This window comes from Paraburkholderia aspalathi, from assembly GCF_905220735.1.
GTDB lineage: Bacteria > Pseudomonadota > Gammaproteobacteria > Burkholderiales > Burkholderiaceae > Paraburkholderia > Paraburkholderia aspalathi.
Genome location: NZ_CAJNBA010000003.1, coordinates 418,342 through 443,560, shown reverse-complemented (window position 1 = coordinate 443,560; position 25,219 = coordinate 418,342). Strand labels below are relative to the sequence as shown.

26 protein-coding genes and 4 tRNA genes are annotated in these 25,219 nt (G+C 61.0%); 17 read left to right on the top strand and 13 right to left on the bottom strand.

The genetic code is table 11. The annotated features are described in order from the left end of the window. Positions 1-699, bottom strand: a complete 699-nt coding sequence (locus KHO30_RS20890) for a DUF4136 domain-containing protein (protein WP_200618122.1) — start codon at positions 697-699, stop codon at positions 1-3. 242 nt (positions 700-941) lie between these two features. Here KHO30_RS20890 and pepN point away from each other — a divergent pair, with 242 nt between their 5' ends. The 5 genes from pepN to KHO30_RS20865 all read left to right on the top strand — a co-directional run bounded on the left by pepN (position 942) and on the right by KHO30_RS20865 (position 5,858). Continuing rightward, complete coding sequence (gene pepN / locus KHO30_RS20885) at positions 942-3,638, top strand: aminopeptidase N (protein WP_200618121.1); 2,697 nt, start codon at positions 942-944, stop codon at positions 3,636-3,638. Between the two features lie 196 nt (positions 3,639-3,834). After that, a complete protein-coding gene (locus KHO30_RS20880) occupies positions 3,835-4,116 on the top strand; it encodes a type II toxin-antitoxin system RelE/ParE family toxin (protein ID WP_200564691.1) in 282 nt (93 codons plus the stop codon). A gap of 16 nt (positions 4,117-4,132) precedes the next feature. Continuing rightward, positions 4,133-4,588, top strand: a complete 456-nt coding sequence (locus KHO30_RS20875) for a HigA family addiction module antitoxin (protein WP_054037300.1) — start codon at positions 4,133-4,135, stop codon at positions 4,586-4,588. Positions 4,589-4,710: 122 nt separating this feature from the next. After that, positions 4,711-5,727, top strand: coding sequence for a class 1 fructose-bisphosphatase (locus KHO30_RS20870; protein ID WP_093639075.1), 1,017 nt, complete (start codon positions 4,711-4,713; stop codon positions 5,725-5,727). Positions 5,728-5,782: 55 nt separating this feature from the next. After that, a tRNA-Thr gene (locus KHO30_RS20865) sits at positions 5,783-5,858 on the top strand. 115 nt (positions 5,859-5,973) lie between these two features. On the opposite strand, the gene KHO30_RS20860 is transcribed toward KHO30_RS20865, so the two are convergent. Continuing rightward, entirely contained in the window at positions 5,974-6,174 is a 201-nt protein-coding gene (locus KHO30_RS20860; protein WP_093639072.1) for a hypothetical protein, read from the bottom strand. A 224-nt stretch (positions 6,175-6,398) separates the two neighbouring features. Next, positions 6,399-7,313 carry a LysR family transcriptional regulator gene (locus tag KHO30_RS20855; RefSeq protein ID WP_342345969.1) on the bottom strand — a complete coding sequence of 305 codons (915 nt, stop codon included), beginning with the start codon at positions 7,311-7,313 and terminating at the stop codon, positions 6,399-6,401. 125 nt (positions 7,314-7,438) lie between these two features. Here KHO30_RS20855 and KHO30_RS20850 point away from each other — a divergent pair, with 125 nt between their 5' ends. The 3 genes from KHO30_RS20850 (at position 7,439) to KHO30_RS20840 (ending at position 10,108) form a co-directional block, all read left to right on the top strand. Beyond that, complete coding sequence (locus KHO30_RS20850) at positions 7,439-8,554, top strand: aldo/keto reductase (RefSeq protein ID WP_200650551.1); 1,116 nt, start codon at positions 7,439-7,441, stop codon at positions 8,552-8,554. Positions 8,555-9,064: 510 nt separating this feature from the next. Then, positions 9,065-9,214, top strand: coding sequence for a hypothetical protein (locus KHO30_RS20845; protein ID WP_028200145.1), 150 nt, complete (start codon positions 9,065-9,067; stop codon positions 9,212-9,214). A gap of 297 nt (positions 9,215-9,511) precedes the next feature. Then, complete coding sequence (locus KHO30_RS20840; RefSeq protein WP_200618118.1) at positions 9,512-10,108, top strand: chorismate mutase; 597 nt, start codon at positions 9,512-9,514, stop codon at positions 10,106-10,108. A 109-nt stretch (positions 10,109-10,217) separates the two neighbouring features. On the opposite strand, the gene KHO30_RS20835 is transcribed toward KHO30_RS20840, so the two are convergent. Then, entirely contained in the window at positions 10,218-11,372 is a 1,155-nt protein-coding gene (locus KHO30_RS20835) for an exonuclease domain-containing protein (RefSeq protein ID WP_211702110.1), read from the bottom strand. A gap of 352 nt (positions 11,373-11,724) precedes the next feature. Then, a complete protein-coding gene (locus KHO30_RS20830; RefSeq protein ID WP_054037310.1) occupies positions 11,725-11,928 on the bottom strand; it encodes a cold-shock protein in 204 nt (67 codons plus the stop codon). 445 nt (positions 11,929-12,373) lie between these two features. Between KHO30_RS20830 and KHO30_RS20825 the strand changes: the two genes are divergently transcribed. Continuing rightward, positions 12,374-12,622 carry a hypothetical protein gene (locus KHO30_RS20825; protein ID WP_093639059.1) on the top strand — a complete coding sequence of 83 codons (249 nt, stop codon included), beginning with the start codon at positions 12,374-12,376 and terminating at the stop codon, positions 12,620-12,622. A gap of 530 nt (positions 12,623-13,152) precedes the next feature. Further along, complete coding sequence (locus KHO30_RS20820; protein WP_200618116.1) at positions 13,153-14,301, top strand: porin; 1,149 nt, start codon at positions 13,153-13,155, stop codon at positions 14,299-14,301. A gap of 51 nt (positions 14,302-14,352) precedes the next feature. Here the strand turns inward: KHO30_RS20820 and greB are convergent, their stop codons facing one another. Continuing rightward, positions 14,353-14,931 carry a transcription elongation factor GreB gene (gene greB, locus KHO30_RS20815; protein ID WP_211702108.1) on the bottom strand — a complete coding sequence of 193 codons (579 nt, stop codon included), beginning with the start codon at positions 14,929-14,931 and terminating at the stop codon, positions 14,353-14,355. Between the two features lie 120 nt (positions 14,932-15,051). On the opposite strand from greB, the gene KHO30_RS20810 reads away from it, so the two are divergent. Then, positions 15,052-15,128, top strand: a tRNA-Arg gene (locus KHO30_RS20810). An 89-nt stretch (positions 15,129-15,217) separates the two neighbouring features. Then, positions 15,218-15,294 (top strand) — tRNA-Arg (locus KHO30_RS20805). 106 nt (positions 15,295-15,400) lie between these two features. Here the strand turns inward: KHO30_RS20805 and KHO30_RS20800 are convergent. The 5 genes from KHO30_RS20800 to KHO30_RS20780 form a co-directional block, all read right to left on the bottom strand. Next, entirely contained in the window at positions 15,401-15,889 is a 489-nt protein-coding gene (locus tag KHO30_RS20800) for a phage protein NinX family protein (RefSeq protein ID WP_211702105.1), read from the bottom strand. Positions 15,890-16,024: 135 nt separating this feature from the next. Then, positions 16,025-18,379 carry a RelA/SpoT family protein gene (locus tag KHO30_RS20795; protein WP_054037314.1) on the bottom strand — a complete coding sequence of 785 codons (2,355 nt, stop codon included), beginning with the start codon at positions 18,377-18,379 and terminating at the stop codon, positions 16,025-16,027. A gap of 91 nt (positions 18,380-18,470) precedes the next feature. After that, the gene (rpoZ, locus tag KHO30_RS20790) at positions 18,471-18,674 is read right to left on the bottom strand and encodes a DNA-directed RNA polymerase subunit omega (protein WP_006025620.1); all 204 of its coding nucleotides are present in this window, start codon (positions 18,672-18,674) and stop codon (positions 18,471-18,473) included. A 60-nt stretch (positions 18,675-18,734) separates the two neighbouring features. Beyond that, positions 18,735-19,415 (bottom strand): guanylate kinase, encoded by a 681-nt coding sequence (gene gmk / locus KHO30_RS20785; RefSeq protein ID WP_093639047.1) that lies wholly within the window; start codon positions 19,413-19,415, stop codon positions 18,735-18,737. Positions 19,416-19,433: 18 nt separating this feature from the next. Beyond that, positions 19,434-20,357: a YicC/YloC family endoribonuclease gene (locus tag KHO30_RS20780; protein ID WP_211702102.1), complete on the bottom strand. Its 924-nt coding sequence runs from the start codon at positions 20,355-20,357 to the stop codon at positions 19,434-19,436. Positions 20,358-20,613: 256 nt separating this feature from the next. Here KHO30_RS20780 and rph point away from each other — a divergent pair, with 256 nt between their 5' ends. The 5 genes from rph to KHO30_RS20755 all read left to right on the top strand — a co-directional run bounded on the left by rph (position 20,614) and on the right by KHO30_RS20755 (position 24,346). Next, positions 20,614-21,354 carry a ribonuclease PH gene (gene rph, locus KHO30_RS20775; protein WP_054037414.1) on the top strand — a complete coding sequence of 247 codons (741 nt, stop codon included), beginning with the start codon at positions 20,614-20,616 and terminating at the stop codon, positions 21,352-21,354. Beyond that, the gene (rdgB, locus tag KHO30_RS20770; RefSeq protein ID WP_211702099.1) at positions 21,347-21,994 is read left to right on the top strand and encodes an RdgB/HAM1 family non-canonical purine NTP pyrophosphatase; all 648 of its coding nucleotides are present in this window, start codon (positions 21,347-21,349) and stop codon (positions 21,992-21,994) included. Before rph ends, rdgB begins: the two co-directional genes overlap by 8 nt. Next, positions 21,991-23,220, top strand: a complete 1,230-nt coding sequence (gene hemW / locus KHO30_RS20765) for a radical SAM family heme chaperone HemW (RefSeq protein ID WP_211702097.1) — start codon at positions 21,991-21,993, stop codon at positions 23,218-23,220. The genes rdgB and hemW overlap by 4 nt, the downstream gene beginning before the upstream one ends. 55 nt (positions 23,221-23,275) lie before the next feature. Further along, positions 23,276-23,365: transfer RNA gene (locus KHO30_RS20760), tRNA-Ser, on the top strand. Positions 23,366-23,887: 522 nt separating this feature from the next. After that, positions 23,888-24,346, top strand: coding sequence for a hypothetical protein (locus KHO30_RS20755; RefSeq protein WP_211702095.1), 459 nt, complete (start codon positions 23,888-23,890; stop codon positions 24,344-24,346). Positions 24,347-24,389: 43 nt separating this feature from the next. Here the strand turns inward: KHO30_RS20755 and KHO30_RS20750 are convergent, their stop codons facing one another. After that, a complete protein-coding gene (locus KHO30_RS20750; RefSeq protein WP_211702092.1) occupies positions 24,390-24,794 on the bottom strand; it encodes a RidA family protein in 405 nt (134 codons plus the stop codon). An 87-nt stretch (positions 24,795-24,881) separates the two neighbouring features. Continuing rightward, complete coding sequence (locus tag KHO30_RS20745) at positions 24,882-25,112, bottom strand: hypothetical protein (RefSeq protein ID WP_054037416.1); 231 nt, start codon at positions 25,110-25,112, stop codon at positions 24,882-24,884. Between the last annotated feature and the right edge of the window lie 107 nt (positions 25,113-25,219).

The window sequence follows — 25,219 nt, the reverse complement described above, 5'->3', positions numbered from 1 at the left end:
TTACTGCACAACCTTCGCACCCGGCGCCGAGGCTGGTGCAGCCGCGGGCGCGGCGCCCGTCGTCGCGACTTCGTTCGAGACCCCGCCGTTCTTGTCGACGGGAAGCTTCACGGTATGGACGACGCCGTTGCCGAGCGGGAAGTCCGCCAGCGCGCTGCGCGCCAGATACGGCATGGCTCTCACCAGCGACGATTCTTCGTCCGAATTGCGCGCCGTCACGTTATAGACCTCTTTGCCGCTGGCTCGCTCGGTAATCCGCACGCCGAGCAGGTGCGTGAAGATCGGGTAACTCTGGTTCACATAGGCGGTCGGAAACGCACCCCACGGTCCCCACGGATCGAACGGCCGGCCCCAGTACGGCGCCGGCCAGGGGTTGTAATACACCGGCTGCGCAACCGTCACCATGTCCGAGCGAATCCCGTACGAGAGCCCGACCAGATAACGCGCCTGGGACGTGTCGACCTGACGGAACGCATGCGTGGCGAGTTCGTTGCCGACGAGGCGCTCGTAGGTGGTGAGTTCGAGATTGTTCTGCTGATCGCCCGCCCGTGTGAACGCATAGGTACGGCTGGCGTCGTTGCCGCTCCAGTCGGAGAATGCCGTGACCTGCGAGGTCACGTAACTCGTGCAGCCCGACAGCAGCACCGTCAGCGTGGCCAGCAGCAGTGTGGCGCGGCGGGTCCATCGATTAATGTTCATGGTCTACCTCTTAAGGCCTTTAGTTTGCTTCTGGATTGTTAGCGTTGCGCCTGTCGCCACTCGATTTCAACGACGCGCTGGCCTTTTTTATTCCACGCGCGCGCCGATAATACGCTGACCAGGCGAATCGGCAAAAAGTTCGAGCCGCACAATCCGCCGAGCCTTTGTACAATGGCTCGACAAGCCCGGCTCGCGCGCCATAAGCACGCTTGACGGCTCGAGTCCCATCACTACAGAACGCCATGGCCGATACCGCAACGCCCAATGTGATCCGCCGCGCCGATTACGCGCCGCCCGCCTTCCTGATCGACACCGTCGCACTGGAGTTCGATCTGATCCCCGAACGCACCGTCGTCAGGAACACGATGCGGGTGCGCCGCAACCCGGACGCGTCCCACGCCTCGAATTTCGAACTGATGGGCGAACAACTCGAGTTCGTCAGCGCCACGATCGACGGCGCCCCGTTCGCCCAAGCGCATGCGCACGAACACGGCCTTACGCTCGACAACGTGCCGGATAGCTTCGAGCTCACGCTCACCAGCATCTGCAATCCGGCGGAAAACACCACGCTGTCGGGCCTGTATGTGTCGGGCGGCAACTTCTTCACGCAGTGCGAGGCCGAGGGCTTTCGCCGCATCACCTATTTCCTCGACCGCCCCGACGTGATGGCGACCTTCACGGTCACGCTGCGCGCCAGCAAGGCCGACTATCCGGTGCTGCTGTCGAACGGCAATCTGCTCGAAGAAGGCGATCTGCCGGACGGCCGCCATTTCGCCCGCTGGGAAGATCCGTTCAGGAAGCCGAGCTATCTGTTCGCGCTGGTCGCCGGCAAACTGGTCGCGCTCGAAGAACGCGTGAAGAGCGGTTCGGGCAAGGAAAAGCTGTTGCAGGTGTGGGTCGAACCGCACGACCTGGACAAGACCCGTCACGCCATGGATTCGCTGATCAACTCGATCCGCTGGGACGAGTCGCGCTTCGGGCTGGAACTGGATCTGGACCGCTTCATGATCGTCGCGGTGAGCGACTTCAACATGGGCGCGATGGAGAACAAGGGGCTCAACATCTTCAACACGAAGTACGTGCTGGCGAACCCCGAAACGGCAACGGACACCGACTTCGCGAATATCGAGGCGGTGGTCGGCCACGAGTACTTCCACAACTGGACCGGCAACCGCGTGACGTGCCGCGACTGGTTCCAGCTGAGTCTGAAAGAAGGCCTGACGGTGTTCCGCGATCAGGAGTTCTCGGCCGACATGGCGGGCGGCGCGACCGATGAAGCCGCGCGCGCCACCAAACGCATCGAAGACGTGCGCGTACTGCGGCAGATGCAGTTCGCCGAAGACGCGGGTCCGATGGCGCACCCAGTGCGCCCGGAAAGCTACGTCGAGATCAACAACTTCTACACGATGACGGTCTACGAAAAAGGCTCGGAAGTCGTGCGGATGTATCAAACGCTGTTCGGCCGCGACGGTTTCCGCAAAGGCATGGACCTGTACTTCAAGCGTCATGACGGCCAGGCTGTGACCTGCGACGACTTCCGTCACGCGCTCGCCGATGCGAACGGCCGTGATCTCGCGCAATTCGAGCGCTGGTACAGCCAGGCCGGCACGCCGCGCGTGTCCGTGCGCACGCAATACGACGCCGCGCAGCAGCGCTACAGCGTGACGCTCACGCAAGGCTACGGCGATACCGCCCCGGCCGCGCGTGAAACGCAAAAGGGTCCGCTGCTGATTCCGTTCGCGATTGGTTTGATCGGCAAGGACGGCCACGATCTGCCGCTGCAACTGGAAGGCGAAACCAGGGCGTCGGAAGCCACCACTCGCGTGCTGGAATTCACGCAGACCGAACAGACCTTCACGTTCGTCAACGTCGCGCAGGAACCACTGCCCTCGCTGCTGCGTAATTTCTCGGCGCCGGTGATCGTCGAATACGACTACTCGGCCGATCAGCTCGCTTTCCTGCTCGCGCACGACAGCGATCCGTTCAACCGCTGGGAAGCCGGTCAACGGCTCGCCACGCGCGAGCTGCTGACGCTCGCCGGGCGCGCCGCCACGGGCGTGCCGCTGCAACTCGACGACTCGGTGGTCGCGGCGTTCGCTCGCGTGCTGACCGACGAGACGCTCTCGCCCGCTTTCCGCGAACTGGCGTTGATGCTGCCGTCGGAAGCGTATCTGGCTGAACAGATGGCCGAATCGAATCCGGCTGCCGTACATGCCGCGCGGCAGTTTGTGCGCAAGCGCCTCGCGAATGCGCTCAGAGCGGACTGGCTTGCCGTGTACGAAAAGCACCGCACGCCAGGTGCGTATGAAGCGACGCCGGAGGCTTCCGGTCATCGTGCGTTGAAGAATCTTGCGCTGTCGTATCTCGCGGAACTGGACGATCCGGCTGGAGCCGTGCGGCTTGCATCCGCGCAATACGACGCCGCCAACAACATGACCGACCGCTCGGCGGCGCTCTCGGCGTTGCTCAATGCGTCGGCGGCGAACGGCGGCAGCGTGGAGGCGCAGCAGGCGCTGGACGACTTCTACCGGCGCTTCGAAAAGGAACCGCTCGTCATCGACAAGTGGTTCGCCTTGCAAGCCACGCAACGTGGCAGCGCGCAGCGTCCGGTGATCGAGATCGTGCGCAAGCTTATGGCGCATCCTGCGTTCAACCTGAAGAACCCCAACCGCGCGCGCTCGCTGATTTTCAGCTTCTGCGCCGCGAACCCTGCGCAGTTCCATGCCGAAGACGGCTCGGGCTACGCGTTCTGGGCCGAGCAGGTGATCGCGCTCGACGCCATCAATCCGCAAGTGGCCGCGCGCCTCGCCCGCTCGCTGGAATTGTGGCGCCGCTTCACGCCGACACTGCGCGACGGCATGCGCGCGGCGCTGGAGAAAGTGGCGTCGCAGGTGAAGTCGCGCGACGTGCGCGAGATCGTGGAAAAAGCGTTGGCGTGACGATCGTCTGACAGCGCTTTACGCAGCGAAAAGCCGGCACGTGTTGCCGGCTTTTTTTCGTCCTCAATTTCGCGATGAGGCGATGTGCGGACGTCAACGTTAGCCGTCTGGACGACTATTCGTATCGGCTCGACAGGGTGAAAGTAAACGCATTCATTTGACGGTTTACGTTTAACGCGATGCGTTATATCATCCCATGATCACGACATTCGGCGACAAGGCTACGGCGGCAATCTTTCAGGGCAAGTTCGTGCATTCACTGCCGCTTCATATGCAGGCGCTCGCACGCCGCAAGCTGCTCATGATCGACGCCGCCAGGTCGATCCGCAACCTGCACGCGCCGCCGGGCAATCGGCTCGAATCCTTGCAAGGCCAGCGCAGCGGGCAGTGGAGTATTCGCATCAACGCACAGTGGCGCATCTGTTTTCACTTTGTCGACGGGGAGGCGCTGAATGTCGAAATTGTCGACTATCACTGATTATTGGGAGACCGGCATGGTCATCAAACGCTCCGATCTGGGCAGCATCGATTTCTCCGACATCAGCACCGGCGAAAGTATCCCGGAAATCCACCCCGGCGAGATTCTGCGGTGCGAGTTCCTCGAGCCGCTCGGCATGTCCGTCAACGCGCTCGCCCTTGCGCTGCGCGTACCGGCGCCGCGCATCAACGACATCGTGCGCGGCAAACGCGCCATCTCGGCTGACACCGCGCTGCGGCTCGAGCGCTACTTCGGCGCGAGTGCGCAATTCTGGCTGAATCTGCAGATCGCCTACGACCTGCGGGTCGCCACCGCGGCGGCCGGCGAGCAGATCGAACGCGAGATCGAGCCGATGCCCAAGGCGAACCGGCCCAAAATGCCGAAGGTCCCCGCCGAACACGCCCGTGCCGCGGCGCTTGCCACCCATGTGGCCGGCCATGTCACGGCCATCAAGGCTCGCCGAAAAGCCTGAATTTCGCGCGCCTTTACAGCCCCTGGCAAGACGGGCGCACGCCCTTGTATCTCAAAAGCACGGAATCGACACAGCGAGCGGTTAAAATCGAGACATTCCCTAAGCCTTCCCGGAGTACAGCAATGGCTTTGCAACGTCGTACCACTCTCACGAAGTACCTGATCGAGCAGCAGCGCGAAACCAACAACCTGCCGGCCGACCTGCGCCTTTTGATCGAAGTCGTCGCGCGCGCGTGCAAGGCGATCAGCTACCACGTCAGCAAGGGCGCGCTGGGCGATGCGCTCGGCACGGCGGGCAGCGAGAACGTTCAGGGCGAAGTGCAGAAGAAGCTCGACATCCTGTCGAACGAAATCCTGCTCGAAGCGAATGAATGGGGCGGTAACCTCGCGGGCATGGCGTCCGAGGAAATGGAGCAGTTCTTCCCGATCCCCGCCAACTACCCGAAAGGCGAATACCTGCTGGTGTTCGATCCGCTCGACGGCTCGTCGAACATCGATGTCAACGTGTCGATCGGCACGATCTTCTCGGTGCTGCGCTGCCCGGACGGCCAGCAGCCCACCGAACAATCGTTCCTGCAACCCGGCACGCAGCAGGTTGCGGCAGGTTATGCCGTGTACGGCCCGCAAACCGTGCTGGTGCTGACCACCGGCAACGGTGTGAACTGCTTCACGCTCGACCGCGAACTGGGTTCGTGGGTGCTCACGCAAAGCGATATGCGCATTCCGGTCGAAACGCGCGAATATGCGATCAACGCGTCGAACGAGCGTCATTGGTATCCGCCGGTTGAGAAATACATCGGCGAGTTGAAAGACGGCAAGGACGGTTCGCGCCAGAGCGACTTCAACATGCGCTGGATCGCGTCGATGGTGGCCGACGTGCACCGTATCCTGAACCGCGGCGGCATCTTCATGTACCCGGCCGACAAGCGCACACCGGACAAGCCGGGCAAGCTGCGCCTGATGTACGAAGCGAACCCGATGGCGTTCATCGTCGAGCAGGCCGGGGGCGCCGCGACCAATGGCGAGAAGCGGATTCTGGATATCCAGCCGAAAAGTCTGCACGAACGTGTAGCGGTGTTCCTCGGCTCGAAGAACGAAGTCGACCGCGTCACGCGCTACCATCTCGAAGCAAAAAAGTGACCGCGGGGGCTTGCCAAGTTCCTGAAGAAGTCCCTATAATCTCGTTTCTCCTGATGCCGGAATAGCTCAGACGGTAGAGCAGCGCATTCGTAATGCGAAGGTCGGGGGTTCGATTCCTCTTTCCGGCACCACAAGATTCAAGCAAAAAGCCCAGTCCTCGTGACTGGGCTTTTTGCTTTTCTGTTGCCGGTTTTCAACGCGGTTTTCGCTGCAACCGGCGCCACAACGACCAAAGATAGCGCCCCTTCAGCCGCCAAAATCCAGTCGATCGCTTCGCGCGGTCACGCCGAGATTGCGAACGATCATGGCGTCTTCAACGATCACGTTCTCAGCCGGCTTCATGCCATAGGCCAACACCGCTTCCTGCGGCGCTGACGAGAACCACGAGATCCGGCCGGCGCACTCGATACCGACCTGACGTCCTTTCCAATAGACAGCGTTTTCCATGGCGAACTCTCTGAAGGGCGAAGACTGCCATCTTCCGCGCCGGTGTCGGCGCTTCCGTTATCCACCGCACCCTGTGCCGCAGATAGCCGCTTCAATGATAGTCGGCGGCACGATCGAGGCGAACGACAAACCAACGGCAGTTGCAGACACCACCCGGGGAGAGCCGCACGGCAGCGTATCCGACGCAACGATTCGCAGCCTGAAGCTGCAGTACCACGCGAGGTCTATCGGACTTCGCGCTTCTCCCGTAGGAAATCGATCAGCGCGCGCAGCTTGAACGGCATCTGCGCACGGCTCGCGGTGTACAGAAAAAACCCCGGGAAGCTCGGACACCACGCCTCCAGCACGCGGACCAGGCGGCCGTCTTCGAGTTGCTCCTTCACGTAGTCGTCGATCACGTGAAGGAGACCCACGCCCTGCTCCGCCGCCCGCACCATCGTGCGCAGATCGTTGGTGACGAGACTCCCGCGCGTCTCGACTTCGAACACGCGCGACGGATCGTCAGGCTGCGCGAACTCCCATCGATAGATGCCGCCGCTAGTCGAGAAGCGATAGCGCAGGCAATCGTGAGCAGCGAGATCGGCTGGCGTCGCCGGCGCTGGGTAGCGCTCGAAGTACGCCCGCGAACCGGCTACGACAATACGGATGTCACCACTCAAGGGCACCGCCACCATGTCCTTCGCGATCCGTTCGCCGAGCCGGATGCCCGCGTCGAATCCTTCGCCGACCACGTCAGCGAAACCATCGTCGAGTGTCAGATCGAGCCGGATCTGCGGATAGCGGCGCGTGAACTCGGCCAGATGCGGCAACACCAGCAGCTCGCTCGCGACCCTCGGCAAATTGATGCGCAGCGTGCCGGCAGGCTGGTCGCGGGTTTCGTCGAGCGCCTCGAAGGCCGCCTCCAGTTCGCCCAGCGCAGGCAGCACACGCGCGAGAAACTGCGCGCCAGCTTCCGTCAGGGCGACACGCCGGGTGGTCCGGTTGAAGAGGCGCACATTCAACTGAGTCTCGAGCGAACGAATGCTTTGCGACAACGCCGAGGCCGTCACGCCGGTTTCCGCAGCGGCGTGCGTGAAGCTGCCGTGGCGCGCCACGCTCGCGAACGCCATCAACGCCGGCAACTGGGCTGGGTCCATCATGATCTCCATTGTTAAGTCAGACTTCACAATCCTTGCAGACAGACAGCATTTTTCCAAGCAAAGAATCGGCGCACGATGGCGCCATCGATTCAACGCTTCCCACCTGACTGTTCAAGGAGACTGACATGACGATGGACCGCTACACCCTGCTCGGCCGCTCGGGCCTTCGCGTGAGCCCGATTGCACTCGGCACGATGACCTTCGGCACCGAATGGGGCTGGGGCGCCGACGAACAAGCAGCGCAACGCCTGTTCGATCTGTACGTGGATGCCGGCGGCAACTTCATCGACACCGCGGACATGTACACCGAAGGCACCAGTGAGAAATGGCTCGGCAAGTTCGTCGCGGCGCGCGGTCTGCGCGACCGGCTCGTGATCGCCACCAAGTACGGCTACAACGCCGAGACCGGCAATCCGAACGCGGGCGGCAACCATCGCAAGAATCTGCTGCGTGCGCTCGACGGCTCGCTCAAACGCCTCGGCACCGACTACATCGACCTGTATTACCTGCACACATGGGACCGCGTCACCCCGGTGGACGAAGTCATGCGCGCGATGGACGACGCCGTGCGCGCGGGCAAGATCCGCTACGTCGGCCTGTCGGATACGCCCGCGTGGTTTGCCGGACGGGCGCAGACGCTGGCCGACTGGCGCGGCTTCGAACCAGTCGCGGCAATGCAGCTTGAATACTCGATGATCGAACGCAACGCCGAAAATGAATTCGCTGATCTCGCCGCAAATCTGGGCATGGGGCTCGTGCCGTGGAGTCCGCTGGGTATGGGTGTGTTGTCGGGCAAATACCGTCCGTCGCAAGGCGGAGCGGCGAGCGCTGTTTCCGGCGACGGGCGCCTAGCGGGCATGGCCAGCGCGCCACCGCCGGGATTCGACAAGCTGACTGAGCGCAACTTCCGCATCGTCGCGGAACTGGAGGCCGTCGCGAACTTCGCGGGGCGACCGATGGCGCAAGTTGCGTTGAACTGGCTGCACCAGAAGCGCGGCGTGTCGAGCATCATTGTTGGCGCGACCCGACCGGAGCAGTTGCAGGAGTCGCTCGGCTCGCTCGATTTCACGCTCGCGCCGGAATTGGTCGCACGACTCAACGCCATCTCGGCACCTGCCCGTCCATTCCCGTACTACATGTTTGCTGATGGTCATCAGGCGCGGATTCATGGCCAGGTCGAAGTCGCCGACAAACCTGCGGCCTACTCCGCACCCGTCACGATTCCAGCGTCAAACGCGTAAAAATTGTCCACCTCGAGCGCCACGCTTCGTCTGGAGCGTGGCGCTTTTCTATTTGCAAAAAATAGTCAGAAAAGTATTCCCATTCGTCAACGAATTCGCGCAATCGTTCGTTTACAAACAATTAGGGGGCTGAATGACCGTGTTGAATCAGTCGGTAATAAACGAACGTTCGGACTAACACGGAGAAAATCCTTCCGATGCGGCAGTGCACAAAAATCGCCGTGATTTGTTCATATCAACGGATTTGAACATGCGATGCTGTGACGCAACAGAGATAATGCGCGGAAGGCGCATGGGGCAAGGCTGAGAGGGGAACGGAAGAGATATCGGACTGTTTTTGATTGGCCGCGGCAAATTCAGTTCTGCGCAGTCAACCGGCAAATTCTATTCAAACATTCCGTTCCAATGTAAGGCTGTACCGTTAAAGCAACACACATCATGTGAGCCGCATCAGACGCTGGTGCAAAACGGGGACCGAGGCAGATAATCGGTTTGTAAAGGAGAGAGATCATGGATGCCAAACCACCAAAGATTCCGACCCCGGATAAAGTTTTTAGTCCGGATCCGGAACCCGCTGGCGTCGAGTTTCTGGGTGCCGAACTGCCCGAGCATGTTCGCGCATTTTTCGACGAACAACGTAAGTCGTGCGACTCGAAGTAATTGTGCAGTGGCGCGATGCAGCATCAGCGTCCGCGCGTCCGGCGCGTGGCGAACGTTGCTACGCGCCCCTACGATTGTCGTTTGCCGCTTTCGGGGTGCGGGTTACGCCTGCCTGATTGTGACGCCGAGCTGATCTGGCCCGGCGCAAGTGATAGCACTCGTCTCTCACTCGTCTCTGCCAGGCGCCTTTAAATATCCCCGCAGTTTGCTATTCGGTTGTTCAGCACGCCCGCTTGATCCGCGCATCGTCTATTCTTCTGGTTTTTCTTCCGCGGCCACTGGCCACTCCCGCCTTCCATGAATCGCTCGTATCGCTTTGGAGCGTCATGCGCGCTCGCGTTGTTCGCCGCGCTTGCGCTCGCGCCCGCCCCAGCCGTCGCGGATGGCGACGACACCGCTCTCACCAATCTGATCGCACTGGCTTCGCAGCGTCTCGCGCTCGCAGAGCCCGTCGCGCGCTGGAAGTGGGCCAACCACCAGGCGATTACGGATACGCCGCGCGAGAATGCGTTGCTCGCCGACGTCGAAAAGCGCGCCGTTGCAGCGAACGTCGATCCAGCGTTTGCGCGCGCCTTCTTCCAGGATCAGATCGACGCCAGCAAGGATGTGCAAAACGCGCTGTTTGATACCTGGCGCAGCACGCGGCCGCCCGAGGGCCCTGCGCCCGACCTCGCTAGCAGCACGCGGCCGCAGTTGGACCGGCTGACGCAATCGCTCGTGGCCGGACTCGCGCGCGTGCAACCGCTGCGCACGGCGCAGGATTGTCCGTCGCGCGTGGCGCAATCGCTGGCTAACTGGAAATCGCTGACGCGCTATGACTCGACCCATTCGAGCGCGTTGACGCGCGCTCTCGGCCACGTGTGCGAAGCGGGTGGAGTCGGTGCGACGGGCTGATCGCTTGGGGCGGTCGAACGGGTCCGAAATCCCGACCGGTCCGCCGCCGCCCTCAGGTGCTGATTGAACTCGCCCTGAAGAGCGGGTTATTGCACAAACAAAACCCGAGTTAAGCCAGACTCGGCACAGGCGTGCCGCTGGAAACGCTCAAGGGCATCACGCGCAAGCCGCGCGCCAGATGGCTTTGCAGAAGACGATAGGTCGACAGTTCGAACGCTCCGCCCGCGCTCGACGCATACAGTTCCGCCGCTTGGGCGAGCGAGGGCGCATGCCCAAGGTAACGCCACCGGTCGACAACATGAAAAGCGCGCGCGTGCGACACGTCTTCACGCTCCTCAAATACGATCGGACCTTCGAACGGCCAGGGTGCATCCACCGGATCGCTCTTCAAGACACGTGGCACCCGGTTATGGCCCGGACGCAGCGTTGCGATCCATTGCGCCTCTGCAAGCATGGCACCCAGTTCGCCACCGGTCGCGCGCCACTCGACACGCCGAACCTGTTGCGCAAGCCTCACATCCTTCGACGAACGCCGCTCACCCGTTAAGTGCGAGCGCAGCCGCTGACGCACACGCACGCTTCGCCCGACATAGAGCGGCAGATCGTCTTCTCCATAGAACGCATAGACACCGCATCCGGCCGGCGCGGTGTCGAGCAGATCTTCGGTGATAGCGCCGGCAAGCCGGTAGCGCCGCGTAGTGCGCTCGATCTGCGCCTGCAGGATGTCCGGAGGTACAAGACCGCCATGCAGACGTTGCCAGAACTGCCAGATCAGATCGGCGTCGGCGAGTGCGCGGTGACGATCGGACGGGACGAGACCATGACGCTCCACCAACGCATCGAGCCCATGGCGCTTTTCCGCCGGAAACAACGCGCGCGACAGGCGCACGGTGCACAACACATCCGGATCGAACGCGAGTCCGGCCCGGCGAAACTCCCCACGCAGAAAACCGCGATCGAAACTGGCGTTGTGCGCGACGAACAGTTTGCCGTTCAGGCGCTCGAACAATGCCGGCGCGATAACGTCGAAAGTAGGCGCGCCTCGCACCATCGCATTCGTGATGCCGGTGAGCTGCTGAATGAAGGAAGGAATCGGTTGCTGCGGGTCGACCAGGCTGCTCCAACGCGACACACCGGCCGGTCCTATTTCAACCACGCCGACTTCGGTGATGCGATGCTCACTGGTCGAGCCGCCGGTGGTTTCAAGGTCGACGAAGACGATCGGCACATCTAGGGCCGGTTGCGGCAGAAACTGTTCAGACATGGAAAAGGATACTTTGGACGCGTGGCTTTGCGGCAAGTATGCACCAGTTAGCCGCTGCGCACCCAGCCAGTATTGCTTTGCCCTTGTCGTCGTGCGGCGCAAAGACTGCATTCCTGCACGACCTGCGATTCCCTCATAAAGCCGTTAATTATTATATTTTTATGCTGGCGATTTTAGATTCCAGGGCGAAATTTTACGCCCCTAATCTTCCCCAGATTAATTCGAACCAGGTAGTTAATCGCGTATGCCGCGATGATAATAACCAATGCCCATAAAAAAAGCCTCCGCGTCTTGCGAAGGCTTTCCGGCGATCAGGCTGCCCGGCGACATACTCAGAGCAGCGCGGTGCGACTTACAGCGGTTGAATGTTCGCCGCTTGCTTGCCCTTCGGGCCTGCCTTGACCTCAAAGGAGACGCGCTGGCTTTCCTTCAACGACTTGAAGCCTTCAGTGCGGATCTCCGAAAAGTGCGCGAACAGGTCTTCGCCACCCGAATCCGATGTAATGAAGCCAAAGCCCTTAGCATCGTTGAACCATTTAACAATACCAGTTTCCATATTCCAGCTTCCCTCGAGGATTTATCAAAATCGGGGCATTGCCCTCAAACTGCATTTCCTGGCCATTTCATCCGCGATCGGGCATTTGTGAAGCCCTCAGCACTTCCATATCTGGCAATTGAAATTCAGCTTTGCTGTTATACGAGGAACGAAGAATCAACGTCAAGCGAATTTTGCATATTCACTTAGCACGCCGCGCGATAAGTCAATGCCAAATGAATCAGAGGAATTCCGACAGCATATTCAGCAAAAACCGGATAACTTTTCACGTCAATATTACTCGCTCGATATCACCCATCAGCGATATCGGAAAAAATTTCGGCATGCCCACGCGAATATGTAACAAAGGATGTTTTCAGTAAGTGTTTGTCCGAGTTGTTGCGCCGCACTCATGCCAGCATGATGGAAATCAGTACCGAGAAGTAATGCGCGTCAGGAGATTGCCATGCTGTTCAATGAATTCCGTCGCCTCATCGCCTGGTTCACCCAATCGCACAGAAGGACAGTTCCCGCGCAATCCGAGCCGGCCGCCCCGTCACCCTCGGCCTTCGAAGTCGATCCCATGTGGCATGGGGACCACTGGCAAAACCTGCTCTCGTCCCCCATGGATGCGCGTCGCTACGTGATGGAAGACTGGAGTGTCTCGGTGGCAACCGACTGGAGTGATGTGGACGGTGCCGCGCCGGCGCACTGACTAACGCCGTCGAATCCACAATCGGTAGGCAAAAAAAAGCGCGACTGGGAAGTCGCGCCGACAAAGGTTTGGAGATCTTTTTCGTCAACGAAAAAGTCTGCTTCGGAAAGCAGAGATTTCAGTATAACGGCTTAGTCGAAATCGATTATTCGCATAATCGACAACCATCTATTGCTATAGCGACAACAATCCTTTTTTACGATTTATTGCGTTGTTTTTTTGCATCGATTGTTGTAGCAAATGTGCAACGCGATTCAGTTGACTCCCCTCTCACCCCCCACTCAATAACGCTGCAAGCCTTTATCAGCAAGGCTTAAACGGTATTCGCATATCGTTTCATATCCAGTAATACTTTATTGCGAAAATCGGAACATCCGCTTTGCAAGCGTCTCTCTACACTCTGCGTAACCGGAAACCGGCGCGCGTGCTGTACAGCGCGCTTCTCATGCGGATTTCGCCTCTCGCAGCGCCCGCGTGATGGTCTCCTTAAGCCTGGGTTCAACGCCCACTCTAGCTCTCGGAGTTACAAGATGAAAAAGACTCTCATGGTCGCGGCCCTCACGGGCGTTTTTGCAACGGCAGCGCATGCCCAGAGCAGCGTCACGCTGTATGGCTTGATCGACGCCGGCATCACCTATACCAATAACCAGCACGGCCACAGCAACTGGCAAGAAACGAGCGGCTCGGTGAACGGCAGCCGTTGGGGCTTGCGTGGTTCTGAAGACCTCGGTGGCGGTCTCAAGGCCATCTTCACGTTGGAAAACGGCTTCGGCATCAATGACGGCACGCTGAAACAAGGTGGCCGCGAATTTGGTCGTCAAGCGTTCGTCGGTCTGACGAGCGACCAGTTCGGCGCCGTGACCCTCGGCCGTCAATACGACAGCATGGTCGACTACGTGGGCCCGCTGGCACTGACCGGCACGCAATACGGCGGCACGCAGTTCGCGCACCCGTTCGATAACGACAACCTGAACAACTCGTTCCGCGTCAACAACTCGGTCAAGTACCAGAGCGTGAACTACGGCGGCTTCAAGTTCGGCGGCATGTACGGTTTCTCGAACCAGGCTGACGGCTTCGCCAACAACCGTGCTTACAGCGCGGGCGCATCGTATAACTGGGGCGGCCTGAACCTCGCTGCTGCTTACCTGCAACTGAACAGCAACGGCGCAACTGGCGCAGCTGCAGCGTTCAATTCGGGCGGCGCAGTGTCGAGCGACAACACGTTCTTTGCTGCTCGCCAGCAAACGTGGGGCGCAGGTGCTAACTATGCATTCGGCCCGGCTACCGTCGGCCTCGTGTACTCGCAAACGAATCTGTCGGGTCTGGCTGGCATCGGTGCAGGCGCATCGGGTCAAACAGGCGGTATCGGCGGCTTCGGCGGCAGCAGCGCTCACTTCCAGAACTTCGAAGCTAACGCTCGCTACGCGCTGACGCCGGCAGTGAGCATCGCCGGTTCGTACACGTACACGCGTGCAAGCCTGGCCGGCACGCGTCCGCACTGGAACCAGTTCAACCTGCAAACCGCGTACGCGCTGTCCAAGCGTACGGACGTGTACCTGCAAGGCGAATATCAGCAAGTCAACGAAAACGCCGTCGTCGATGCAGACATCAACGGTCTGGGCGCTTCGGGCAACAACAAGCAAGTCGCTGTAACCGCAGGTCTGCGTCACCGCTTCTAAAGCAGCTGGCAACACCTGCAGTATCGAAGGCGCCGTTCGCGGCGCCTTTTTTTATGCTGCACCGCCGCCGGTATCGGGCGGGGGATATTTGACGTCCAGGATGTCGATCGGCTGCGGGCCGGCCGGCGTGTACAACGTCACCGTATCGCCGATTTTGGCCTTGAGCAGTGCCCGCGCGATCGGCGAGATCCAGCTGACGTGGCCGACATCCAGATCGACCTCATCGACGCCGACAATCGTCAGGGAATGCACCTCGCCATCTTCCGTCGCATATTCCACGGTCGCGCCGAAGAAAACCTGATCGACGTTCTCCTGTTTGCTGCTGTCGACTATTTCAGCGATGTCGAGACGCTTGGTCAGAAAACGAATCCGCCGATCGATTTCTCGCAAACGGCGTTTGCCATAGATGTAGTCGCCGTTTTCCGAGCGGTCACCGTTCGAGGCCGCCCACGACACCAGTCTGACCACCTCCGGCCGCTCGACATCGATCAGATGCAGCAATTCATCGCGCATCCGCCGGTAGCCGGCGGGCGTGATGTAGTTTTTTGTACCCGGGGGGATTTCGGGCTGGGCGACGTCGAGATCGTCGTCATTCTCGTCGCTCGACTCTTTGACAAAGGCCTTGTTCATGATGATCCGGTAACCGCAGCAAACGACTGCCTATCAAGGGTACACGATCAGGGCAATGAGACAAATCGCAGTTACATGCTTCCCTTTTTGAAAACCTTTGCTATAATCTCGTTTCTGCGTGCGGCTGTAGCTCAGTTGGATAGAGTACTTGGCTACGAACCAAGGGGTCGTGGGTTCGAATCCTGCCAGCCGCACCACTTATTCGAGGGCCTCCCTCCGGGGAGGCCCTTACGTTTTACCGAGCCTCATTGCAGTATCATCGTATTTAGCGCCACCTGTTTAGCGTGCGGCTGTAGCTCAGTTGGATAGAGTACTTGGCTACGAACCAAGGGGTCGTGGGTTCGAATCCTGCCAGCCGCACCACCTATGAAGGGCCTTCCGATCGGAAGGCCCTTTGTTTTTGCGTGACCGGTTCTGCTTTAACCGGTCCACCCGGCCAGCCCCTCAAGCCTTGGCGGCGTCACCGCAGCTACCGCGGTATCGACTGAATATCACCGATCTGCCCATCGGGACTCGGCACATCCGCGAACGGCCTTTCCGCCGATTCCTCGCCGATCAGCGCCGCGTGCTCGCCAGCCACAGCCTGCGCCTGCCACAACACCTCGCCCACACTTGCGCCGAAACGGCTTTCAACAAACGCCCGCAGCAGCGCGATCCGCAACGAGTCTCCCCGCCCTTCCACGGTTCGATGGCCGCCTTCGAACTCCGCGATGCAATGTGCCGCGCCATGATCGGTCCGCTCACGCACCTCCAGCCGCTGCGCGCGCTCCAATACCGCCGCAGCCGCTTCCCACGACGCGGAAGGCGTAAAACGGCCATCCCACGGGCGGCCGCGGTCATTGCCGCGGATCGAGACGGTTTCGCCGCTATCGGTAAAGTAGATTTCGCGCACGAAGTCATGCAGGCTGCGCGCCACCCAATAATCGAGCGCCACGCCGGTGAGGTCAGCTACGTTCATAAGCGTTCTCCCTGAAGTTCCGGTGAGACTCGCTGACTAGCAGGTGCGTTCAGATTCGAACAAAGGCCGCCTGAAGCCGCCCGAGGCAAGCAGACGTCAATGTGTTTAGTCGAGCAGACCCAGCCGGCTTTCAGATCAGTAATCCGCGCGCTCGCGGTCGATTCGCATCCCGCCGTCGTGACGGTGATGCCCTTCCTCGCTCGGCCGCTCGCGCGCAATACGCATCACGTCCGGATTCGTACGCACGCGGCGCATGACGTTGGCGAGATGGACGCGATCGCTGACCTGGATCACAAAGCGCAGCACCGTGGATTCCTGCGACAGGTCTTCGTCCATCGCGATGTGGACGATGTTCGCATCCGCCGATGTGATATCGGCGGCCACCCGGGCGAATACGCCCTTGGTGTTCTTGACCAGCACCTTCACCGCGACGTCGAACAGACGCCCCGGCTGCGGCGCCCATGCCACGTCGATCCAGCGGCCCGGATCGCGGCGGTGGATACGCTGCGCAACGCGGCAGTCGGTGGTGTGGATCGCCATGCCGAGGCCGATGCCGATGTAGCCCATGATGTCGTCGCCCGGAATCGGACGGCAGCACGCGGACAGTTGCACCGACATGCCTTCGGTGCCGGTGATCACGACCGGCGGCGCATGCGATGCTGTGCCGTCGCGCGAACCGTCGTCGTCGGCATCGCGGCCGCTCATCAGCACTTCGATGCGCTTGGCCATGACCGCAGCGACACGGCGGCCGAGGCCGATATCCGCGAAGATTTCCTGACGGTTCTTGTTGCCCGTCCACTGCACCAGCTTTTCCCACGCCTCAGGCGTGACGTCCGACAGCGCCAGCCCATAGCCCTTCAGCGCCTGGTCGACGAGGCGCTCGCCGAGCTGCACGGACTCGTTCAGACGCATGGTCTTCAGGTAGTGGCGGATCGCCGAACGCGCCTTGCCGGTACGCACGAATCCAAGCCACGCTGGATTCGGCTTCGAATAGGGCGCCGTAATGACTTCGACGATATCGCCGCTCTTCAGCTCGGTACGCAGCGGCAGGAGTTCATTGTTGATCTTCACTGCGACGCACTGGTTGCCCAGATCGCTGTGGATCGAATACGCGAAGTCGAGTGCAGTGGCGCCGCGCGGCAGCGCCATGATCTTCGACTTCGGCGTAAACACGTAGACCGCATCCGGGAACAGATCAATCTTGACGTGCTCGAGGAATTCGCTCGAATCGCCCGCTTCACTCTGAATGTCCAGCAACGACTTCAGCCACTGGTGCGCGCGCTTTTGCACATCGTTCAGATCCGCGCCGCCATTCTTGTACAGCCAGTGCGCGGCGACGCCCGCTTCGGCGATCTCGTGCATCTTGCGCGTGCGCACCTGGAACTCGATCGGCGCGCCGAACGGGCCAACCAGTGTGGTGTGCAGCGACTGATAGCCGTTCACCTTCGGGATCGCGATGTAATCCTTGAACTTGCCCGGCACCGGCTTGTAGAGCGCATGCAGCGCGCCGATGCAGGTGTAGCACTCCAGCGCACTTTCGACCACCACGCGGAAGCCGTACACGTCGAGCACCTGCGAGAACGACAACTGCTTGTCGCGCATCTTCTTATAGATACTGAAGATGGTTTTCTCGCGGCCGGTGACTTCGGCGTCGAGCTTCGCGTCGGCAATCGCGCGCTGCACCGACTCCAGAATCTTGCCGACCACTTCACGCCGGTTGCCGCGCGCGGCCTTGACGGCTTTTTCGAGCGTGGCGTAGCGATGCGGGTTGAAGTTCGCGAAGCTCAGGTCCTGCAGCTCGCGATAGGTATTGTTCAGGCCAAGCCGGTGGGCGATCGGTGCGTAGATGTCCAGCGTTTCGCGCGCCACGCGGCGGCGCTTTTCGTGCGGCACCGCACCCAGCGTGCGCATGTTGTGCAGCCGGTCGGCGAGCTTGACCAGAATCACGCGGACGTCGCGCGCCATCGCGAGCAGCATCTTGCGGAAGTTTTCCGCTTGCGCCTCTTCGCGATTGCGAAACTCCATCTTGTCCAGCTTCGACAACCCGTCCACCAGTTCCGCGACCTTCGCGCCGAATCGCTCGGCGAGTTCGGCCTTGGTCACGCCCTGGTCTTCCATCACGTCATGCAGCAGCGCCGCCATGATCGACTGGGCGTCGAGATTCCAGCCGGCGCAGATTTCCGCGACGGCGACAGGATGCGTGATGTAGGGCTCGCCGCTCTGGCGATACTGGCCAAGGTGGGCTTCGTCGCTGAAATGGAACGCCGCCTTGATGTCCTTGATTTCTTCCGGCTGTAGGTAACCGGACAGAACACCTGTCAGCTTGGCGATCGAAACGACGTCATGCCGGCGCGGTTGCTCCGGCGTGGCGGTCGGCCCGAACAGATGGCGAAACGACTGTTCGAGGACCGCGTCGATGTACTTCCGTGCAGACGAGGGCGAATCGGCGTCGTGTTCCACTTCCGTGGCGGTGGGCGGGGTAGCACTCAATTTCGCCTCCGTAGCGGTTAGGGTTGGACGCCGGTCTGTACGTTGATGCAATTACATGGCAATGGGGCAATCGAAAACGGAAGCGTGCGCCTTAGACAGGCACCTTCTTCAACATTTCGACGCCAACCTGGCCAGCTGCGATTTCACGCAATGCGACGACCGTGGGCTTGTCGCGGCTTTCGATCTTCGGCGTGTGACCTTGTGCGAGCTGACGCGCGCGATAGGTTGCGGCAAGCGCGAGTTCGAAACGGTTCGGAATCTGTTTGAGGCAGTCTTCGACGGTAATGCGGGCCATGTTGGGTTCCTTCTCAGTATGTTGCTTATTCTACCTTATGTGCTCGACATGCCGCCGCGTTCACGCGTGTGGCAGGTGAATGCCAAGCTGCACGAAAAGCTGCGTGTGACGGGCGTATTGCGAGGCGAAGCGCGAACGCGTCGCCGCCACGAGGCAGCGCAGTTCGCCGAGCGCGCGTTCGAAGTTGTCGTTGATCACGACGTACTCCGCTTCGGCCGCGTGCGCCATCTCGCTGCCGGCTGCGAGCAGACGGCGCGTGATCACGTTCGGTTCGTCCTGGCCGCGCTTTTTCAAACGCTCTTCGAGTGCGTCCAGGGACGGCGGCAAGATGAAGATTTCAACAGCGTTGTGAAACTGTTTCTTCACCTGCTGCGCGCCTTGCCAGTCGATTTCGAGCAGCACGTCATGGCCGCTTTTCATCTGTTCTTCGATCCACACGCGCGAAGTGGCGTAGTAGTTGCCGTGTACTTCCGCGCTTTCCAGAAACTCGCCAGCAGCGTGACGGGTCAGGAAATCGTCGACCGTCGTGAAGTGATAGTGCTCGCCGTCCTGCTCCTTCGGGCGCGGCGGGCGCGTCGTGTACGAAATCGACAGACGGATCGCGTCGTCGCCGGCGAGCAGCGCGTTCACGAGCGTCGACTTGCCCGCGCCCGAAGGCGCGACCACCATGAACAGGTTGCCGGGATAAGCACCGGCGTAAGGATTGCGCGGTGCGCTGGTTTCGCGTGTGTGGTCGGTCATGTTCTCGGGGCTCCTGCCTTACTCCAGATTCTGTACTTGCTCGCGCATCTGTTCGATGAGCAGCTTCAGGGTCATCGACGAATCGGCCAGTTCCTTCGCCGCCGCCTTCGAGCCGAGCGTGTTCGCTTCGCGATTCAGTTCCTGCATCATGAAGTCGAGCCGCTTGCCGACCTTGCCGCCCTTCTCGATCACGTGACGTGTTTCGTTCAGGTGAGCCGTGAGGCGCGACAGTTCTTCGGCGATGTCGATACGGATGCCGTACATCGTGACTTCCTGGCGAATCCGTTCGTTGATTTCTTCGCGCGAGACGCTCGTTGCCGTCGTGTCCGGCGCGGCGATACCCAGCGCTTCCTGCAGACGTTCGACGATCTTCTGCTGATGTTTGGCGATCAGCTCCGGCACGAGCGGCGTGATCTTCGTGACGATCGCTTCCATCTCGGTGACGTTGGCGAGCAGCACCGCCGCCAGCTGCGCGCCTTCGCGGGCACGCACGTCGATCAGATCGGTAATCGCCTGCTTGCCGCATGCGAGCACCGCATCGCGCAGCACGTCCGGCGCCACGCCGGTTTCGGCCAGCACGCCTGGCCAGCGCAGAATTTCTCCGGTGCGCAGGCGCCCTGCTTCCGGGAACGTCGACAACACCGTGCGCTCGAGCAGCGCAAGTTGCGTCAGCGCCTCGCGATTCACCGAGCCCGCGTTAGCCGATTGTTCGCTGCGTTGCAGGTTGATACGGATGTCGACCTTGCCGCGCGAAAGCTTGTTCATCAGCATTTCGCGCAACGTCGGTTCGCAGACGCGCACGTCTTCCGGCATTCGGAAGTTCAGATCGAGAAAGCGCGAGTTCACCGTGCGCAATTCGACCGATACGCTCACGCCGCCTGTGCCTGAGGCCGGGACGAGTTCGCGCGTGGCGCTCGCATAGCCAGTCATGCTGTAGATCATCGTATTTCTCGCGATTGTGGCCATGCGTTCGACGATGGCCGGAGAGTCGAATCGCCCGGCGTGTACGAGACGCGGGGCGGAGAATCCGCATTATCCCATTTTTACCGACAAGGCCGCTTCATACGCGCGAAGTACTACCCCGCGCAAAGCCCCGGCACATGCGGGCGGCCGTCCGATCGACAGGCCGCGCCGCGCCCGACGCGATCGGCGGTAAAATCGCGGTTTCCCCCTGCTCTTCTTCCAGACCAATCCCAACATGACCGACAACACCCAACGCCCCAGCGGCCGCCAGGCCAATCAGCTGCGCGACGTGCGCATCACGCGCCACTACACGAAGCATGCGGAGGGCTCGGTGCTGGTCGAGTTCGGCGACACCAAGGTGATCTGCACGGCGAGCATTGCCGAGAGCGTGCCGTCGTTCCTGCGCGACCGCGGCCAGGGCTGGCTGACCGCCGAATACGGCATGCTGCCGCGCGCCACGCATACCCGCAGCGACCGCGAAGCCGCGCGCGGCAAGCAAACCGGCCGCACCCAGGAAATCCAGCGCCTGATCGGCCGCGCGCTGCGCTCGGTGTTCGATCTCGAGAAGCTCGGCGCGCGCACGCTGCATATCGATTGCGACGTGATCCAGGCCGACGGCGGCACGCGCACGGCCAGCATCACGGGCGCATTCGTGGCGGCGCATGATGCCGTGGCCAAATTGCTGGCTACGGGCCGCATCGAAAGCTCGCCGATTACCGATTACGTCGCGGCGATTTCGGTCGGCGTGTACGACGGTCTGCCGGTGCTGGATCTCGACTACGACGAAGATTCGCAATGCGACACCGACATGAATGTGGTGATGACGGGCGCGGGTGGCTTCGTCGAAATTCAGGGCACGGCCGAAGGCGTGCCTTTCTCGCGCGATGAAATGAATTCGCTGCTCGATCTGGCGAGCGATGGCATCAACACGCTGATCGCAAAGCAGAAAGCAGCGCTGGAGCAAAAGAGTGAGTGAAGTTCGTCAAGGCAACGGCGCAGTTGCGCCTGACTCGCCGTTGAAGAAAGTCGTGCTGGCGTCGAACAACGCGGGCAAGCTGCGCGAGTTCGCGGCGCTGCTCGGCGCGGCCGGCATTGACCTGATTCCGCAAGGCGAGTTGAACGTGCCGGAAGCGGAAGAGCCGTATCCGACGTTCGTCGAAAACGCGCTGACCAAGGCGCGTCACGCGGCAAAGCTCACCGGCCTGCCCGCCCTCGCCGACGATTCCGGTTTGTGCGTACGCGCGCTGCGCGGCGCGCCTGGCGTTTATTCGGCGCGCTACGCGCAACTCGCCGGCGGTGAAAAGAGCGATGCGGCTAACAACGCACAGCTCGTTTCAGCCTTGCAAGGTGAAACCGATCGGCGCGCGTATTACTACTGCGTGCTGGCGCTCGTGCGTCATGCGGACGATCCCGAACCGCTGATCGCCGAAGGCCGCTGGCATGGCGAAATGCTGGATGCGCCGCGCGGCGCGCATGGCTTCGGCTATGACCCGTACTTCTTCCTGCCGTCGCTGAATGCGAGCGCCGCGGAACTTGAACCGGCGGTAAAGAACGCCAGCAGCCATCGCGCGATTGCCTTGCGCCATCTGCTCGCGCGTTTGACGGAGGAAGCGTGATTCCGATCAAACCGGCGCCTGCCGATATCGGCAACGGCGTCATCAAGGCCTTCACGTCGCCAGGCGCCATTCGCCTGACGTCGTTGCCGCCCTTGGCGTTGTATGTGCACTTCCCCTGGTGCGTGCGCAAATGCCCGTACTGCGATTTCAACTCGCACGAATGGAAAGGCGACACGTTTCCGGAGACCGAGTATCTCGACGCGCTGCGCGCCGATCTCGAGATGGCGTTGCCGCTCGTGTGGGGGCGCCAGGTGCATACCGTGTTCATCGGCGGCGGCACGCCCAGCTTGCTGTCGGCGGCCGGACTCGATCGTATGCTGTCCGACGTGCGTGCGCTGCTGCCGCTCGACGCCGACGCGGAAATCACGCTCGAAGCCAACCCTGGTACGTTCGAAGCGGCCAAGTTCGCGCAGTTTCGCGCGAGCGGCGTGAATCGCCTGTCGGTGGGCATCCAGAGCTTCAATGAAGCGCATCTGAAGGCGCTCGGCCGGATTCACGACGCGACGCAGGCGCGCCACGCGGTGGAAGTGGCCGCAAACACCTTCGACAACTTCAACCTCGATCTGATGTTCGCGCTGCCGCAGCAGACGCTCGCAGAGTGTCAGGCGGATGTGGAGACGGCCTTGTCGTTCGCGCCGCCGCATTTGTCGCTGTATCACCTCACGCTGGAACCGAACACGCTGTTTGCGAAATTCCCGCCTGCGCTCCCCGACGACGATGCGTCCGCCGACATGCAAGACTGGATTCACGAACGCACGACAGCCGCAGGCTACGAACGCTACGAAGTGTCCGCGTATGCGCAGCCGCATCGGCAGAGCAAGCACAATCTGAATTACTGGCGCTTCGGCGACTATCTCGGCATCGGCGCGGGTGCGCATACCAAACTGTCGTTTCCGAACCGCGTGCTGCGTCAGGTGCGCTATAAGCACCCCACTACCTTCATCGAGCGAGCGTTGGCCGGCACGGCAGTGCAGGAAGAGAACGAGGTCGGGCCGCGCGATCTGCCGTTCGAGTTCATGCTGAACGCGCTGCGGCTGGTGGAAGGATTTCCGGTGCATCGCTTTATTGAGCGCACAGGGCTCTCGATGACCTCCATCGAACCGGCTTTGCAGGAGGCGGAACGGCGCAAGCTGATTACGCGCGACCACGAAAAGATCGCGCCGACGCCGCTTGGCCAGGCCTTCCTGAACGATCTGCAGGCGCTGTTTCTGAAAGATCCGCAGTGATTGCAGCCCCGCCAAGCGCCGCAACGAGGATTTTTCAGGTTACAATTTAGGGCTTGGAGGTGTGGCCGAGCGGTTTAAGGCACCGGTCTTGAAAACCGGCGAAGGAGTGATCCTTCCGTGAGTTCGAATCTCACCGCCTCCGCCAGACAATCAATGAATACGGGCCTATAGGCCCGTTTTTCATTTCTGCACATCAAAACACCCGCCGATCGGCAAATGTCCAACGTGTCGAACGGGTAAGCAACTGTAAATAAAACCCGCTAGCACCGAGGCTGCGTAATTTGCCGTCACAAGCTAGCCCGAACGAACGCGGCGCCCGGCTCCTCCAACTCATGACAAGGGAGGAACCATGCTCAAATTACTGTTAACGATAGGTTTCGCAGTGGGCCTTACCGGGTGTGTCGTTGCACCGCCCTATGGCGGCTACCCGGCATACGGATATGCGCCCGGCTACTACGCCGCCCCGAGCGTCAGCGTGGGTGTTGGAGTCGGCGGTTATTACGGTGGCCGCGGGCGGTGGTAATTTCTGACTGAGCTGATTCCCGGCCAAGTTCGTATCGGTCAATCTCTCGGCACCACCCGCATTAAGGGGAACCCCTCCCTCAACATCTCGCTCCCATGGTCGATATCAAGACTATCTGTGCCTCAGCACGCCAGGGAGTCGCTCATGAAAGTCAGTACTTTAGCCTGTGCACTAATTTGGGTTGCCGCGAGCGCGGGCGCATCGTCCGCGCTCGCCGGCACGTCAACGGCGCTGTCCGACGACGATAGCGCAGCGGTATTCGGCTCGGCCAGGCTGTCGAATCTGCAGGACATCGGCGGCAGCGCGAAAGTTGGCGCCTCTGCCGCTACCCTGGGCGCCAATACGCTGAAAGGCGCGAGCGGCAACATCGGCGTGAACGTCTCAGCCGGTGCGCTGAATGCTCAGTCCAACCAGATCATCCTCATCACCACACCGCAAGCCTCGGTCACCTCGCAACAGAATGTGCATGCCGTCGCGCAAGTGACGGGCAGCACCTCCGCCAAACTTGGTGCTGGCTCACTAGCGGCGGTAAGCGGCAATGCCGGCGTGAATATCGCGTCCGGTGTGGGTAATGCCCAGTTCAACGGGCTCATCATTCACTGAGTCGCAACGCCTCGCAACGCATCGCAACGCATCAGGCCACGACTTAAACCAGCGCGGTCGCCTCGACCTCGACCTTCAACCCGTAATGCAGGTGTGGAACCGGCACGACGGCCCGCGCCGGCCGTGCCTCACCTGCCCAACGCGCGTAGACCTGATTGAAGCTCGCCCAGTGTTCGACATCGGCGATATAGACGCGCACCTGCACCAGTTGCGCAATGCTGCTGCCGGCGCCTTCGAGCGCAGCCTGAACATTCGCCAATACCTGCTCGGCCTGGACCTCGAACGAGGCGTCAGCAAGCTTCTCGCCCTGTGCGTTGATCGGCAACTGTCCCGAGACGAATACAAAACCATTCGCGATCGCGACGTGACTGTAATGGCCACCCGGCTTTGCCAAACCAGCGGGATTGTCCATGTGCGGCAGATGCGGGGCGTGCTGGCTAACAGCCATGAATGCAACTCCAAAGTGGATGGCGCCTTGGTGGCGCGTGACTATGCACGGGACGCTGCATGCCGCTCACCGCCCACGTCAGACGCGTCACACGCTAAGCGCATCCAGCTTCTCACGCGCATCGGCGCAACGGCGATTCAGGTCGCGATGCATCAGCTGACTGTCGAGCAGCGCCGATACATCAGACAAACCGTAATCAAAGCGCAAGACGTATTCGATGTCTGTGTAATCGTGATAGGCGCCGCTGTCTGCCAGCTTCTGCGCTTCAGCGAAGGCAGCATGTTGCCGTTCGCCATTCATCAAATCTCTGATCGCCATGATTGCCGCTCCGAGGAACAGTGACTCCATCATAGCAACGCAAATCAAAACGCACGGTCGCGCGCACGCAACACCTGGTGTTTTCCGTAGACACGTTGTTCGCGCAG